We start from the raw sequence: 14,986 nt of genomic DNA on the forward strand, positions 1-14,986 counted from the left end.
AGGGGCCCGCGAGCGTCCCTCCGGGCGGTTCACGCGCGCAGGCGGAGACCTCTGGGAGTCGCCAGGAAGCCCGCCGCCTCCAGGGGGCGGGCCAGGGGAGAGGTCAGGGCCGGAGCGCCGTTGAGCCGTTCCACCGTGACCGTGCCGAGGGAGCCGGCGCGGGCGGACGCGGCCAGGGCCTCGGCCGCCGCCGTCAGGGCGGGGTCGTCCGGGTCGTCCGGCCAGCACAGCAGGGTCTTGCCGCCCCGCTCCATGTAGAGCGTCAGTTCGCCGTCGACCAGGACCACCAGCGCGCCCGCCTTGCGTCCCGGCTTGTGCCCGGCACCGGAGGGCGGCTCCGGCCAGGACAGCGCGGCGCCGTACGCGTTCGCCGGGTCCGCGGCCGCGAGGACCAGGGCGCGCGGACCGGCCGCCGCCTCGACGCCCCGGTCGCGCGCGGTCGCCGCCGCCCGCAGCCGGTCCACCGCCCCGTCCATCGCGAACTGGGCCGCGCCGAGTCCCTCCACGACGTAGCCGCGGCGGGCCTGCCCGCTGTCCTCGAAGGCGGACAGGATCCGGTACGTGGCCGAGAAACCGCCCTCCACCCCCTCGGCGGCCACCGCGCCCCGGGTGACCACCCCGTGCCGGTCCAGGAGGGTGCGGGCCAGGGCGTGTGCCCGGTGGGTCGGCTCCGGTTCGGCCGGCGGAAGCAGGGACCACCGGCCGGAGACCGTGGGCGGTCCCGTGCGGGACACGGGCCGGGCGGAGGCGGTCGGGGCGCCGTACCGGCCGCGGGGGACGGTGCGGCGTGCCCGGTGCGCGGTCGAGCCGGCGGTGCGGCCCGATCCGAGCAGCGCGCGCAGCGGGGCGAGGGTGTCGTTGGTGAGCCGGCCCGACCAGGCCAGGTCCCAGAGGGCGTCGGCGAGCTGCGGGTCGGTCACCTCCGGATGGGTGGTCGCCCGGACCTGGTCGGCGACCTGGCGGAAGAACAGCCCGTAGCCACCGGAGAGGACGGTGAGCACCGATTCGTGCAGCGCGGACAGCTCCAGCGGGTGCGGCGGGGGAAGGAGCAGCGGCGCGGCGTCCGCGAGGTAGAGCGAGACCCAGCCGTCCTTGCCGGGCAGCGATCCGGCGCCGGCCCACACCACCTCGCCGGTGGTCGTCAGTTCGTCCAGCATCGCCGGGGAGTAGTCCCGGACGCGGGACGGCAGGACCAGCTTCTCCAGGGCGGAGGCCGGGACGGGCGCGCCCTGGAGCTGCTCGACCGCACGGGCCAGGCCGTCGATGCCGCGCAGGCTGTTGCCCCCCAGGTGCTGCCACTGGGGCAGGAAGGTGGCGAGGGCGGCCGGGGGCACCGGCTCCAGCTCGTGACGCAGGGCCGCCAGGGAACGCCGTCGCAGCCGGCGCAGAACGGTGGCGTCGCACCACTCCTGGCCGATGCCGGAGGGGTGGAACTCGCCCTGGACGACCCGGCCCGACGCGGCGAGCCGCTGGAGGGCGCCGTCGGTGACGGCCGTGCCCAGGCCGAAGCGGTCGCCCGCCCGGGAGGAGGTGAACGGACCGTGCGTGCGCGCGTACCGGCCGAGGAGGTCTCCCAGCGGGTCCTTGACCGGTTCGGTGAACGCCTCGGGCACGCCGACCGGCAGGGCGGTGCCCAGGGCGTCCCTGAGCCGGCCCGCGTCCTCGATCGCCGCCCAGTGCTCCCGGCCCCCGATCCGCACCCGGATCGCGCGCCGGGCGGCCTCCAGGGCCGGTGCCCAGTCCGCCTCGGCACCGCGCTCGGCGAGTTCGGCGCCGGTGAGCGGCCCCAGCATCCGCAACAGGTCCGCGACGCCCTCCGCGTCCTTGATCCGGCGGTCCTCCGTCAGCCACTGCAGCTCCCGCTCCAGCTCCGTCAGGACGTCCGCGTCGAGCAGTTCGCGCAGCTCCGCCCGGCCCAGCAGTTCCGCGAGCAGCCGGGAGTCCAGGGAGAGCGCGGCGGCCCGCCGCTCCGCCAGCGGCGAGTCGCCCTCGTACAGGAACTGCGCCACGTATCCGAAGAGCAGCGAGCGGGCGAAGGGGGACGGCTCGGAGGTGGTGACCTCGACCAGACGGACCCGGCGGGCCTCGATGTCGCCCATCAGTTCCGTCAGGCCGGGGAGGTCGAAGACGTCCTGGAGGCATTCGCGGACGGCCTCCAGGACGATCGGGAACGAGCCGAACTCGCCCGCCACCTGGAGGAGCTGGGACGCGCGCTGGCGCTGCTGCCAGAGCGGGGTGCGCTTGCCCGGGTTGCGCTTCGGCAACAACAGGGCGCGGGCGGCGCATTCGCGGAAGCGGGAGGCGAAAAGGGCGGAGCCGCCCACCTGGTCAGTGACGATCTGTTCGATCTCGCCCTTGTCGAAGAGGGTGTCGGCCGCGCCGACGGGCGCCTTGTCGGCGTCGTACGCGGCGTCCGCGTACCGGCCCGGATCGACCGGTTCGTGGTCGAGGAGGTCCAGGCCCATGTCCAGACCCATCAGATCGGCGTCCGGCAGCCGCAGCACGATGCCGTCGTCCGCGTGCATCACCTGCGCGTCCATGCCGTACCGCTCGGAGAGCCGGGCGCCGAGCGCCAGCGCCCACGGGGCGTGCACCTGCGCCCCGAAGGGGGAGTGGATGACGACCCGCCAGTCACCCAGCTCGTCCCGGAAGCGCTCGACCAGGACGGTCCGGTCGTCCGGCACGTGGCCGCAGGCGTCGCGCTGCTCCCGGAGGTACGCCAGGACGTTTTCGGCGGCCCACGCGTCGAGACCGGCGGCGAGCAGCCGCAGCCGTGCCTCCTCGTCCCCGAGGGCGCCGATCTCGCGGAGGAACGCGCCCACCGCCCGGCCCAGTTCGAGCGGCCTGCCCAGCTGGTCGCCCTTCCAGAACGGCAGCCGGCCCGGCGCGCCGGGCGCGGGGGTGACGAGCACCCGGTCCCGGGTGATGTCCTCGATCCGCCACGAGGTGGTGCCGAGCGTGAACACGTCGCCCACCCGTGACTCGTACACCATCTCCTCGTCCAGTTCCCCGACCCGGCCCCCGCCCTTCTTGGGGTCCGAGCCCGCCAGGAACACGCCGAACAGGCCCCGGTCGGGGATCGTGCCGCCCGAGGTGACGGCGAGCCGCTGCGCACCCGGCCGACCCGTGACCGTCCCGGCCACCCGGTCCCAGACCACGCGCGGGCGCAGCTCGGCGAAGGCGTCCGACGGATACCGGCCCGCCAGCATGTCGAGGACGCCCGTGAACGCCGACTCGGGCAGCGAGGCGAACGGCGCCGCCCGGCGCACCAGCGCGAGCAGGTCGTCCGCCTGCCAGGTGTCGAGGGCGACCGTGGCGACCAGTTGCTGCGCGAGCACGTCCAGCGGGTTGGCGGGAATCCGCAGGGACTCGATCGCCCCCGCGCGCATCCGCTCGGTGACCACGGCCGCCTGCACCAGGTCGCCCCGGTACTTGGGGAAGACCACCCCGGTGGAGACCGCGCCGACCTGGTGGCCGGCGCGGCCCACCCGCTGGAGCCCGGAGGCCACCGAGGGCGGTGACTCGACCTGCACGACCAGGTCGACCGCGCCCATGTCGATGCCCAGCTCCAGGCTGGAGGTGGCCACGACGGCGGGCAGCCGGCCCGCCTTCAGGTCCTCCTCCACCTGGGCGCGCTGCTCCTTCGAGACCGAGCCGTGGTGGGCCCGGGCGAGCAGCGGCGGAGCGCCCTGCGCCGCTCCCGACTGGGCCATGACCTCGGCCGGAGGGGCTCCCTCGGGCAGGGGCTCGCCGGTCGCCCGTTCGTACGCGATCTCGTTGAGCCGGTTGCACAGGCGCTCGGCGAGGCGGCGTGAGTTGGCGAAGACGATGGTGGAGCGGTGGGCCTGGACGAGATCGGCGATCCGTTCCTCGACGTGCGGCCAGATCGACGGCTTGTCGCCGCCCTCCTTGCCCTCGGAGGCCGGGGAGCCGCCCAGCTCGCCCATGTCCTCGACGGGGACGACGACGGAGAGGTCGAACTCCTTGCCCGAAGGCGGCTGCACGATCTCCACGGCCCTCCCGGGGGAGAGGTAGCGGGCCACCTCCTCGACCGGTCGGACCGTGGCCGAGAGGCCGATCCGGCGCGCCGGGCGGGGCAGCAGCTCGTCGAGCCGTTCCAGGGAGAGCGCCAGGTGCGCGCCCCGCTTCGTGCCCGCGACCGCGTGGACCTCGTCCAGGATGACCGTCTCCACGCCCGTCAGGGCCTCGCGCGCGGCGGAGGTCAGCATCAGGAACAGGGACTCGGGGGTGGTGATCAGGATGTCCGGCGGCCGGGTCGCCAGCGTCCGGCGTTCGGCGGCGGGGGTGTCGCCGGAGCGGATGCCGACCCGGATGTCCGGTTCGGGCAGCCCGAGCCGCACCGACTCCTGGCGGATGCCGGTCAGCGGGGAGCGCAGGTTCCGCTCGACGTCCACGGCGAGCGCCTTCAGCGGGGACACGTAGAGCACCCGGCAGCGCTTGACCGCCTCGGCGGGCGGCGGGGAGGACGCCAGCCGGTCCAGGGAGGCGAGGAAGGCCGCCAGCGTCTTGCCCGAGCCGGTCGGGGCGACGACGAGGACGTCGGAGCCCGCCCCGATGGCGTTCCAGGCGCCCTCCTGCGCCGCCGTGGGCGCGTCGAAGGCCCCGGTGAACCAACCACGGGTGGCGGGGGAGAACGAGTCGAGCGCGGACCTGACCATGCCCCCCATCCTGCACCCGGCCACCGACAGTCGCCCGGACCTGTGGAAAACAGCCTGTGGAAAACGACCTGCGGGCCGAGCCCGCGGGAACCGCCCGGACGGGCGCCGGCGGGAACGACCGGGGCTTCCCGGAGCGGCGGCCCCCGGCCGGGGGCTCCCGGGCCGCCCCCCCGCTCGACGCCGGGACGCCGTTCCGGCGCGCGGCCCTCAACCGAGGGGACGGCCGTGCGCGCGGAGGGTGCGCAGCGCCTCCACGGTGGCGATCGGGCGCCACTCCAGGGCCGGACCGGGCGCCCAGGCGCGCCGGCGGACCGGCCAGCCGCCGTCCTCCTCCTGGTCGGCCGCGAGCCGGTCCAGGGACCGGGCCGTCTCCTCCTGCGTGAACCAGCGCGCGGCCAGCGAGTCCGGCACGCGCGCGTAGTCGTGCGGGAAGTGGTGCTCCCCGGGCGCGTGCCCCTCCGCCGCCGGGTAGTCCTCGGGCCGGTCCGGGTCGAGGACGGCGAGCCCCCGCTCCCGGACGAGCCGGCCGAGCCGGTCGGCGGCCGCCTCCGCGCGCGGGCGGTCAGGGGCCCCGTCGAGGAAGGCGACGGCCGCCCGGACCTCGTACGGGTGGGACTCCTCCAGGTTCTCCACGGCGGACCAGCAGAACTCGGTGGCCCGGAACAGCCACGCGTGCCACACCTGGTTGCGGTGCAGCAGCCCGACCACCGGGCCGGTCGAGAGCAGCGCGCTCGGCGGGGAGTCGACGACCGGGAGGAAGGGCGCCGAGGGGTGGCCGTGCTGGGACGGGTGGATCGCCGGGAGCGCCCCGTCGTGCGTGGACACCGCCGTGAGGTAGCGGCAGATCCGCTCGATCCGGGGTCCGCCGCAGCGTCCGACGGAGTCCAGGACCCGCAGGGCGTGCGCGGTGTGCAGCGGCTGGCTGACGGGTCCGCGCAGGTCCGGTTCGAGCGCGTGACCGTAGCCGCCGTCCTCGTTGAGGTACGCGGTGAGGGCCGTTTCGACCTGGTCCGCGCCACCGCGCCGGAAGTGGTAGGCGAACCGGCGCTGTTCGAGGATCCGGGCCGTCAGCCAGACGAAACGCTCGGCGCGGGCCAGAGGGGTCGAGGACGGGGAGGGAGGGGTGGTTTCCGCCATGCTCCGACCGTAGGGCGGAAAGCCGTGGTGAGAGGGCCCATGAGGCGGTCTGCACTCTTGGGAGCGGGATACTGGGGTCATGCGGTTGACGATTTTCTGGGAACGGATGGCCGATCACTTCGGCGCGTCGTACGCCGAGTCCTTCGCGCGCGACCACGTGATGTCGGAGCTCGGGGGCCGGACCGTACGGGAGGCGCTGGAGGCCGGCTGGGAGGCGAAGGACGTGTGGCGCGCCGTCTGCGCGGCCGTCGACGTGCCCGCCGACAAACGCTGAGGGGCCGCCCCCGGTGTGCGGGAGCCGGATCGCGCCCGGAGGCGCGCGGCGGAAGGGCCGGAGGTGAACGGGGGAGGGCGACGAAGCGGCCCCCGGTGTGACGGGAGCCGTACGGCGGGGCACCCGGCGGGGATGCGCGGGGCCCCGGGCGGAACGCCGGCGCGGTGCGCGAGACTGGCGGGGTGGCCCCGACTGACGACAGCGACGACATCACCCCTCCCGACACGCCCGCCGAGCCCGGTGGGCCCCGGCCGTCCGGCATGAGCGACGCGGCGGTTCCCCCGGTCCCGGCCCCCGGGACCGGGAGGGGCGTCGCCGCGGGCACCTCCCCCGCCCCGGGGACCGCGTCCCCGGGCCCCGCCGCCACGGCGCCCCCGGCGGGCTCCGAGCGGATGCCCCGCTGGCTGCCCCGCGCGCTGGTCCTGGCCCTCGCCCTCTACGCCTGCTTCCGGCTGGGCGACTGGGCCTTCCACCAGCTCATCGGCCTCCTCGTCAACATCCTCCTGGCCTTCTTCCTCGCCCTCGCCATCGAGCCGGCGGTCGGGCGCATGGCCGCACGAGGAATGCGCCGGGGCCTCGCCACCTTCCTCGTCTTCCTCGCCGTCCTGGTCTTCGGCGTCGGCTTCGTCTTCCTCCTGGGGTCGATGCTCGCCGGACAGATCATCGACATCGTCGAGAACTTCCCCAAGTACCTCGATTCGCTGATCAAGTGGATCAACGACAGCTTCCACACGGACCTGTCGCGGGTCGAGGTCCAGGACAGCCTGCTCCGCTCCGGCTGGCTGCAGAAGTACGTGCAGAACAGCGCGTCCGGGGTCCTCGACGTCTCCGCCACCGTCCTCGGCGGTCTGTTCCGGCTCCTCACGATCTTCCTGTTCTCGTTCTATTTCGCGGCCGACGGCCCCCGGCTGCGGCGCGCGCTCTGCTCCGTCCTGCCGCCCGCCCGGCAGGCCGAGGTGCTGAGGGCGTGGGAGATCGCGGTCGACAAGACCGGCGGCTACCTCTACTCGCGCGGTCTGATGGCCCTCGTCTCGGGCATCGCGCACTTCGTGCTCTTCGAGATCCTGGACGTGCCGTACGCCCCGGCGCTCGCCGTGTGGGTCGGCCTGGTCTCGCAGTTCATCCCGACCATCGGCACCTACCTGGCCGGTGCCCTGCCGATGCTGATCGCCTTCACCGTCAACCCCTGGTACGCGGTGTGGGTGCTCGGTTTCGTCGTGGTCTACCAGCAGTTCGAGAACTACGTCCTCCAGCCGAAGCTCACCTCGAAGACCGTGGACATCCACCCGGCGGTGGCCTTCGGCTCGGTCATCGCGGGGACGGCGCTGCTCGGCGCCGTCGGCGCGCTGATCGCCATCCCGGCCGTCGCCACCCTGCAGGCGTTCCTGGGTGCCTACGTGAAGCGGTACGACGTGATGGACGACCCGCGCGTCCATGGCCACCGCAGGTACGGCGAGGCGGTGGTCGCCCGGCTGCAGAAGGCCCTCCAGCACAAGAAGGAGTCCGCTCCGGAGGACTCCTGACCCGGCGGCGGTGCCTCCGTGCCCATGCCGTGTACGCGTCCGTGCCGCCGGGCCGGTGACCGCACGGGAACCGGCCCTCCCCGGCCCTTCCGGAGCGGGCCCGGGCGGTCGGACCGCGTTCCCTCCGGCCCCGCGTGGCACGCTTGACACTAAAATCGAACATACATTCCTATGGGGGCCCGGGCCTTGGAATCGCGGGGTTGCAGCGGAGTTGTCCACAGGCCGGGCGGGAGCGCGAGGCCCATTGTCAGTGGCAGGGGTTAGCGTCTTTCACATGAAGCGATCGACTCAAGCAAACCGGGTGGAACCCATGGCAGGAACCGACCGCGAGAAGGCGCTCGACGCCGCGCTCGCACAGATTGAACGCCAATTCGGCAAGGGCGCGGTCATGCGCATGGGCGACCGCACCCAGGAGCCGATCGAGGTGATCTCCACCGGATCGACCGCCCTGGACGTCGCCCTCGGCGTCGGCGGGCTGCCGCGCGGCCGTGTCGTGGAGATCTACGGACCGGAGTCCTCCGGCAAGACGACCCTGACCCTGCACGCCGTCGCGAACGCGCAGAAGGCCGGCGGCCAGGTCGCCTTCGTGGACGCCGAGCACGCCCTCGACCCCGAGTACGCCAAGAAGCTCGGCGTCGACATCGACAACCTCATCCTGTCCCAGCCGGACAACGGTGAGCAGGCCCTCGAGATCGTCGACATGCTGGTCCGCTCCGGCGCCCTCGACCTGATCGTCATCGACTCCGTCGCCGCGCTCGTCCCGCGCGCGGAGATCGAGGGCGAGATGGGCGACTCGCACGTCGGCCTCCAGGCCCGACTGATGAGCCAGGCCCTCCGCAAGATCACCAGCGCGCTCAACCAGTCCAAGACCACCGCGATCTTCATCAACCAGCTCCGCGAGAAGATCGGCGTGATGTTCGGCTCGCCGGAGACCACGACCGGTGGCCGCGCCCTGAAGTTCTACGCCTCGGTGCGCCTCGACATCCGCCGCATCGAGACCCTCAAGGACGGCACGGACGCGGTCGGCAACCGCACCCGCGTCAAGGTCGTCAAGAACAAGGTCGCGCCGCCCTTCAAGCAGGCGGAGTTCGACATCCTCTACGGCCAGGGCATCAGCCGCGAGGGCGGCCTGATCGACATGGGCGTGGAGCACGGCTTCGTCCGCAAGGCGGGTGCCTGGTACACCTACGAGGGCGACCAGCTCGGCCAGGGCAAGGAGAACGCCCGCAACTTCCTGAAGGACAACCCCGACCTCGCCAACGAGATCGAGAAGAAGATCAAGGAGAAGCTGGGCGTCGGTGTCCGGCCCGAGACCCTGCCGGCCGAGCCGGGCGCGGACGCTGCGGGCACGGACGCGGCCGGTGCGGACGACGCCGCCAAGAGCGTCCCGGCAGCCGCCGCGAAGACCGTGAAGGCGACCAAGGCCACCGCGGTCAAGAGCTGAACCGGTGACCGGTCGCACCGAATGGCCGGGTGACGGCCCCGACTCGTCGAGGGCCGAGAAGGAGCCGTCACCCCAGGAACCGGCTGAGCGGGCGCGCGCGATCTGCCTGCGCCTGCTCACCGGGACCCCCCGCACGCGCAAGCAACTGGCCGACGCGTTGCGCAAGCGGGAGATCCCCGACGAGGTGGCGGAGGAAGTGCTCTCGCGCTTCGAGGACGTCGGCCTCATCGACGACGCGGCCTTCGCGGGCGCCTGGGTGGAGTCCCGTCACCACGGCCGGGGCCTCGCCCGGCGGGCCCTCGCCCGGGAGCTGCGCACCAAGGGCGTCGAGCCCGCCCTCGTCCAGGAAGCGGTGGACCGGCTCGACTCCGAGCAGGAGGAGGTCACGGCGCGCGAACTCGTGGCCCGCAAGCTGCGTGCCACCCGCGGTCTGGACCGCGACCGGCGGCTGCGGCGGCTCGCCGGCATGCTCGCCCGCAAGGGGTATCCCGAAGGCATGGCCCTGCGCGTCGTCCGCCAGGCCCTGGAAGCGGAGGGCGAGGACACGGACGGGCTGGACGAGCCCTTTTGATGTCGACCTGAGACGGGAGAGGGGCGGGAGGCCCCGGCCGGGGGAGCGTTCCGCCGCCTGCTGCCTGCCGTCTGCTGCCCTGCCGCCCTCTCCGCCGTACTGTCCGGGGCGAGGGTCTGCCCGGGACAGTACGGCAGCGTGGGTCGACGGCAGGGCCCGGGGACAGGAACCGACGGCAGGTTCGACGGCCCGGGACGCAGCGGTCAGGACACGACGGTCCGGATGCGGTGGCATGGCGCGGCGGCCGTCGACCGGCGGCCGGATCTCGTGAGGTCCGGCGGCGTTCTCGCCGTCCCCCGTCCCCGCCGCCGCGCTCGGTCCGCTTTCCTTCCCGTTGCGGTTTCCGTTCCCGTTCCGTTGCCGTCAGCGGCGGGAGGGCGGGAGCAGGACCGGGAGGCCCGCGGCCTTCCATGCCTGGAAGCCGCCGATGAGATCGGTCGCCCGGTGGAGACCCAGGCGGCGCAGGGACTCGACCGCGAGGGAGGAGGCGTAGCCCTCATTGCAGAAGACGACCACCCGCAGGTCGTGGCTGTCGGCCTCCGCCGCACGGTGACTGCCCAGCGGGTCGAGCCGCCACTCCAGCTCGTTGCGCTCCACGACCAGCGCGCCCGGGACCAGTCCGTCCCGTTCCCGCAGGGCCGCGTAGCGCGTGTCCACCAGGAGGGCGTCACCCGCCCCGTACGCCTCGTACGCGGCCCGGGGGCCGATCCGGTCGAGGCCCGACCTGACCCGTTCCAGAAGGACGTCGATGCCCACGTGCTCGCCGCTCACCGCCAGTCCTCCGGACGCTCGACCTGCTCCAGACGGAGCACCGCGCCCGTCCGGCTGAAACGCCGGATCAGCGGGAGCGGGGGATGGTAGACGTGCACCGACACCGCATGGGTGTCCTGTGACTCGTTGAACACCTCGTGCACGTGGTGGCGACCGAAGGCCCGCCCCACGCCCGCCCCGAGCCGGCGGGAGCGGTCGACCCCGCCGGTCAGTTCCAGGGTCTTCCAGCCGCTCGCCGGCAACCGGACCGCGAGCGCGTTCTCGGTCAGCGTGCCGCGCGCGGTGGCGAAGGCGCCCCGCGACTCGGCGTGGTCGTGCCAGCCGGTACCGGTGCCGGGGGGCCAGCCGATGAGCCATGCCTCGCTGCCGCCGGGGCCGTCGAGCCGTACCCAGGTGCGGCCCTCGGGGTCGAGCGGCAGGGCGGAGACCAGCTCCTGGTCGACGGCCGTGCGCCGGACGAACTCCAGGAGTTCGTCCGCTGTCGGTGCTGTCGGTGCTGTCGGTGCTGTCGGTGCTGTCGGCGCGGAGGCACGGGAAGAAGGGGAGGCAGGGGAAGAAGGGGAGGTGGCGGCGGGGACGCCGCGTACGGGCGGGGGGAAGGCGACGTGCTGGTACACGGGTGACCGTCCTGGAGTTCGCGAAGGGCGCGCGGCGGCACACGGCGCACGCGGACCCGTGTCGGTGCGCGGAGGGCGACGGGACACGGACGGGCGGCGGGGCGCGCGGGGAAGAGGAGCGAGATCAGCGGGACGGGCGACACACGCAGCCCGCATAGCGGAGGAGGTCCACATGGACCCTCCGCCACAGGCGCGCATCGGTGTCGGTCACGTTCCGGAGTACACCACGCGGCCCCGTCGGAATCAATGCGTGTCCGCCGTGCGGTCGCTCCCCACGACCGCTTCGGGGGACACGCCGGAACCCTCTCCGCCGCCGTTTCCTCCGCCGTCACCCTCCCCGGCGTCACTTCCTCCACCGGCGCTCTCCCCGTCGGCGACCGAGCCGCCGCGCACCGCGTCCGCCGCCGCGTACAGCCCCTCGGGGCGGACCCCGGAGAAGGAGGCCACGAGGTGCCCGTCGGGCCGCACCAGCAGGACGGCGTGGGCGGGGGCGCCCGGGTACGCCTCCGTCACCAGGACCTCGGCCTTCACCGGGAGGGCGCGGACGGCCTCTTCGAGACGGGGCATCACCCCGGCGGTCCGCCAGTGGCGCCGGTCCCACACGCCGGTGCCGGGGGCGACCAGGACGACCAGGAGAAGGCCCCGTCCGAGACGGTCCCGGAGCCGTACGGTCGTGCCGTCGGGGGCGGTCACGTGGACGTCCTCGACCGGGGCGCCCGGCGGGGTGCCGACCGGGGCCCAGCCCTCGGTGTACGGGGGCGCGAGGGGGGAGTGCGGGTACGCGGGGGGCGCGCCGAGCGGCCCGCGCCCCACGTGGCCGTCGGTCAGCAGGGCGTCGTGACCGCGCGCGGCTCCCGGGAGATAGGTCCGCAACCCCCCGCCGCCGCGCAGCACCGGCAGGGACTGGTCCGCCGCCCGCAGCCGGGTGGCGACGGCCGCCCGCCGTTCGCTCTGGTAGCTGTCGAGCAGCCGGTCCGAGCCGCCGTGGTGCCAGGTCAGGGCGAGTTTCCAGGCGAGGTTGTCCACGTCCCGGAACCCCTCGTCGAGCCCCTGGGTGCCGACCGCGCCGAGCAGGTGCGCCGCATCCCCGGCGAGGAGCACCCGGTCGACCCGCCAGCGGCGGGCGAGCCGGTGGTGCAGCGTGTACACCCCGGTGTCGATGAGTTCGTACGGCGGCGTCACCCCGTCGCACCAGCCGGCCAGGGTCTCGCGGACGCGGGCGATCAGCGCGTCCGGGGTGACCAGGTCGCCGCGGGGCGGCAGCAGCCAGTCGATCCGCCACACCCCGTCGGGCAGCGGACGCGCGCCGATCTCCTCGGCGGCGCCGCGCCACGCGGGCTGACGGTGCAACAGGGCCTCGCCGGGCCAGGGGAGTTCGGTGCGCAGGGCGGCGACGGCGTGCCGTTCCACCGCCGTGCGGCCCGGGAAACGGATGCCGAGCAGCTTGCGCACGGTCGAGCGGGCGCCGTCGCAGCCGACGAGGTGACTGCCGCGCCACCAGGTGCCCGCCGGGCCCCGGGTGTGGGCGACGACCCCGTCCCGGTCCTGCTCGACGGAGTCGAGCCGGGCCCCGGTGACGAGCCGGACCAGTTCCTGTCCGGCGACGGCGGCGCGCAGTCCCCGCGCCAGGGCGTGCTGGGGGATGTGCAGCGGGGCGGCCGGGGCGGCGGGCGCGGCGGGGTCCTCGGACCACTCCTCCGTACCGCCGAGCCCCAGGTCGAGGTCCAGCCGGCGCACCACCTGGCGGCGGCGCATGCCGCGCCAGCCGATCCAGCGGACGCCCTCGTCACGGAGGGTCGTGCAGCCGAGGCGTTCGACCATGGCGGCCATGTCGGCGCGGAGGACGACGCTCCGCGCCGGGCGGGGTTCCTCCTTGCCGGAGCCCTCGTCGAGGACGACGCTGGGCACGCCCTGGGCGGCGAGCGCGAGGGAGAGCGCGAGACCGACCGGCCCCGCGCCCACGATGATCACCGGGTCCACGGCGCGGCTCCTGAAGGCCGGACGGTCATGAGGGCAGCACACCTGAGTGTGGCACGAACCCGGTGCTTGATCACAGAACGTATGCAACCCACTGAGAGTGCCCGCGTCAAGCGACGGGTGTCCGCGTCAGGCGTCGGGGTGCTTGCGCCGGGGGAGGGAGCGTGGTGAGCCCTCACCGGAGGGGAGGGGCGCCACGCGCGGAGGGGCGGGTCCGGCGCGGCCGACTCGACGTCGTACCGCTCCGGCCCGCCCCTGCCGTCCCACGACTCCGCCGTGGAACCGGTGGATCCCCGCGGAATCCGCCGGTCCCCTCCGGGATCAGGCGCCGCTCGTGGCCTCCGCCGGGGTCTCGCCGGTCTTCACGACGGCGCTCTTGGCCACGCCGGACGTCTTCCGCCCCTGTCGCAGCCGCTGTTCGAGCCGGCTCGCGAAGGTGGTGAGGGCGAAGTTGAGGCCGATGAAGATCAGCGCGATGACCGCGAAGGTGGCGATCGTGTTGGCGCCGTAGTTGGCGGTGATCTGCCGGTTCTGGCTGAGCAGTTCCGGGAAACCGAGCAGGGCGCCGCCGAGCGCGGTGTCCTTGACGATCACGACGAGCTGGCTGACCAGGGCCGGCAGCATGACGGTCACGGCCTGCGGCAGCAGGACGTACACCATGGTCTGGCCCTTGCGCATGCCGAGGGCCACGGCCGCGTCGCCCTGGCCCCGGGGCAGCGAGAGGACACCGGCCCGGACGACCTCGGCGATGACCGAGGAGTTGTAGAGCACCAGGCCGGTGACGACCGCGTACAGCGGACGGAAGTCGGAGCTCACGGGCGTGAACTGCGCGTACACGGCGCTCGCGAACATCATCAGGAGCAGGACCGGGATGGCGCGGAAGAACTCCACGACCACACCCACGGGCGTCCGCACCCAGCGGTGGTCCGAGAGCCGGCCGATGCCGAGGAGCGCGCCGAGCGGCAGCGCGATCAGGATGGAGAGCGCGGCGGCCTTGAGGGTCTCGACCAGACCCGGCAGCAGGTACGTCGTCCAGACCCGGGAGTCGGTGACGAACGGGCTCCACTTGTCGGCCGACAGCTGGCCCTTCTCGGCCAGGGCGGAGAGCACCCACCAGGCCAGCAGGGCGAGGACGGCGACGAAGCCGACCGTGTAGAGGACGTTGCGCCGCTTGGCGCGCGGGCCGGGGGTGTCGTACAGGACGGAAGTCATCGCTTCACCGCCAGTCGCTTGGCCGCCCAGCCCAGGACCAGGCCGGTGGGGAGGGTGAGGACGATGAAACCGAACGCGAACACGGCGAAGACCGCGAAGAGCGCGTCGGCCTCGTTCTCGATCATCTCCTTCATCAGGAACGCCGCCTCCGCGGCGCTGATGGCCGCCGCCACGGTGGTGTTCTTGGTGAGGGCGATGAGGACGTTGGCGAGCGGGGTCACCACGGTGCGGAAGGCCTGCGGGAGCACCACCAGGGTGAGGACCTGGAAGAAGCTCAGGCCCAGCGCACGGGCGGCCTCGGCCTGGCCGGGCGGGACGGTGTTGATGCCGGAGCGCAGCGCCTCGCAGACGAAGGTGCCCGTGTAGGCGACCAGCCCGAGGATCGCGAGCCGGAAGCCGATCGTCTCGGAGTCGTCGGCGCCGAGCGTAATGCCGAGGGTCTGGTCGAGTCCCAGCGAACAGGCCACGATGACCACGGTCAGCGGGGTGTTCCGGACGAAGTTGACGTACGCGGTGCCGAAGGCCCGCATGAGCGGGACCGGGCTGACCCGCATGGCGACCAGGGCGGTGCCCCAGATCAGGGAACCTATCGCCGAGTAGAAGGTGAGTTGCGCCGTCACCCAGAAGGCGCCGAGCAGGTCGTACTGCCCGGAATCAAGAAAGTCGAACACGATGCCCCGCGCTCTCCCCTGGTGGTCGGTCGGTGTGGAGGCCGCCGCGGGGGCGGCGGCCGGTGCCCGCGCGACGGCCGTCCCGCATGGGGGAGGCCGTCACGATGGGG

General features: G+C 73.8%; 12 protein-coding genes. 4 read left to right on the forward strand and 8 right to left on the reverse strand.

Annotation, left to right across the window (positions count from 1 at the left end; all coding sequences use genetic code 11):
* Positions 1–29: 29 nt before the first annotated feature.
* Positions 30–4,679 (reverse strand): Lhr family ATP-dependent helicase, encoded by a 4,650-nt coding sequence (locus ACZ6AQ_RS06110; protein WP_468757872.1) that lies wholly within the window; start codon positions 4,677–4,679, stop codon positions 30–32.
* Between the two features lie 207 nt (positions 4,680–4,886).
* Positions 4,887–5,816 (reverse strand): hypothetical protein, encoded by a 930-nt coding sequence (locus ACZ6AQ_RS06115; protein ID WP_468757874.1) that lies wholly within the window; start codon positions 5,814–5,816, stop codon positions 4,887–4,889.
* 79 nt (positions 5,817–5,895) lie between these two features.
* Between ACZ6AQ_RS06115 and ACZ6AQ_RS06120 the strand changes: the two genes are divergently transcribed.
* From ACZ6AQ_RS06120 to recX, 4 genes are all read left to right on the forward strand, one after another.
* Positions 5,896–6,090 carry a DUF3046 domain-containing protein gene (locus ACZ6AQ_RS06120; protein WP_468757876.1) on the forward strand — a complete coding sequence of 65 codons (195 nt, stop codon included), beginning with the start codon at positions 5,896–5,898 and terminating at the stop codon, positions 6,088–6,090.
* Positions 6,091–6,482: 392 nt separating this feature from the next.
* Positions 6,483–7,613: an AI-2E family transporter gene (locus ACZ6AQ_RS06125; RefSeq protein WP_468758546.1), complete on the forward strand. Its 1,131-nt coding sequence runs from the start codon at positions 6,483–6,485 to the stop codon at positions 7,611–7,613.
* A 310-nt stretch (positions 7,614–7,923) separates the two neighbouring features.
* Positions 7,924–9,057 (forward strand): recombinase RecA, encoded by a 1,134-nt coding sequence (gene recA, locus ACZ6AQ_RS06130; protein WP_468757877.1) that lies wholly within the window; start codon positions 7,924–7,926, stop codon positions 9,055–9,057.
* Between the two features lie 4 nt (positions 9,058–9,061).
* A complete protein-coding gene (gene recX / locus ACZ6AQ_RS06135; RefSeq protein WP_388694324.1) occupies positions 9,062–9,628 on the forward strand; it encodes a recombination regulator RecX in 567 nt (188 codons plus the stop codon).
* Between the two features lie 363 nt (positions 9,629–9,991).
* Here the strand turns inward: recX and ACZ6AQ_RS06140 are convergent, their stop codons facing one another.
* The 6 genes from ACZ6AQ_RS06140 to ACZ6AQ_RS06165 form a co-directional block, all read right to left on the reverse strand.
* A complete protein-coding gene (locus ACZ6AQ_RS06140; protein WP_468757879.1) occupies positions 9,992–10,399 on the reverse strand; it encodes a rhodanese-like domain-containing protein in 408 nt (135 codons plus the stop codon).
* Entirely contained in the window at positions 10,396–11,016 is a 621-nt protein-coding gene (locus ACZ6AQ_RS06145) for a cupin domain-containing protein (protein WP_468757881.1), read from the reverse strand. Before ACZ6AQ_RS06145 ends, ACZ6AQ_RS06140 begins: the two co-directional genes overlap by 4 nt.
* A 124-nt stretch (positions 11,017–11,140) precedes the next feature.
* On the reverse strand, positions 11,141–11,227 hold the full coding sequence (locus ACZ6AQ_RS06150; protein ID WP_388694379.1) for a putative leader peptide: 87 nt from the start codon (positions 11,225–11,227) through the stop codon (positions 11,141–11,143).
* Between the two features lie 32 nt (positions 11,228–11,259).
* Positions 11,260–12,996, reverse strand: a complete 1,737-nt coding sequence (locus tag ACZ6AQ_RS06155) for an FAD-dependent monooxygenase (RefSeq protein ID WP_468757882.1) — start codon at positions 12,994–12,996, stop codon at positions 11,260–11,262.
* A gap of 318 nt (positions 12,997–13,314) precedes the next feature.
* A complete protein-coding gene (locus ACZ6AQ_RS06160) occupies positions 13,315–14,205 on the reverse strand; it encodes an amino acid ABC transporter permease (protein WP_468757883.1) in 891 nt (296 codons plus the stop codon).
* Complete coding sequence (locus tag ACZ6AQ_RS06165) at positions 14,202–14,876, reverse strand: amino acid ABC transporter permease (RefSeq protein ID WP_468757885.1); 675 nt, start codon at positions 14,874–14,876, stop codon at positions 14,202–14,204. Before ACZ6AQ_RS06165 ends, ACZ6AQ_RS06160 begins: the two co-directional genes overlap by 4 nt.
* Between the last annotated feature and the right edge of the window lie 110 nt (positions 14,877–14,986).

The organism is Streptomyces sp. NPDC041191 (assembly GCF_055591945.1).

Bases quoted from the DNA above. Each gene is read 5' to 3' on its own strand.
- ACZ6AQ_RS06115 (WP_468757874.1), bottom strand. From the start codon at position 5,816: ATGGCGGAAACCACCCCTCCCTCCCCGTCCTCGACCCCTCTGGCCCGC.
- ACZ6AQ_RS06110 (WP_468757872.1), bottom strand. From the start codon at position 4,679: ATGGTCAGGTCCGCGCTCGACTCGTTCTCCCCCGCCACCCGTGGTTGG.
- ACZ6AQ_RS06125 (WP_468758546.1), top strand. From the start codon at position 6,483: ATGCCCCGCTGGCTGCCCCGCGCGCTGGTCCTGGCCCTCGCCCTCTAC.
- recA (WP_468757877.1), top strand. From the start codon at position 7,924: ATGGCAGGAACCGACCGCGAGAAGGCGCTCGACGCCGCGCTCGCACAG.
- ACZ6AQ_RS06120 (WP_468757876.1), top strand. From the start codon at position 5,896: ATGCGGTTGACGATTTTCTGGGAACGGATGGCCGATCACTTCGGCGCG.
- ACZ6AQ_RS06160 (WP_468757883.1), bottom strand. From the start codon at position 14,205: ATGACTTCCGTCCTGTACGACACCCCCGGCCCGCGCGCCAAGCGGCGC.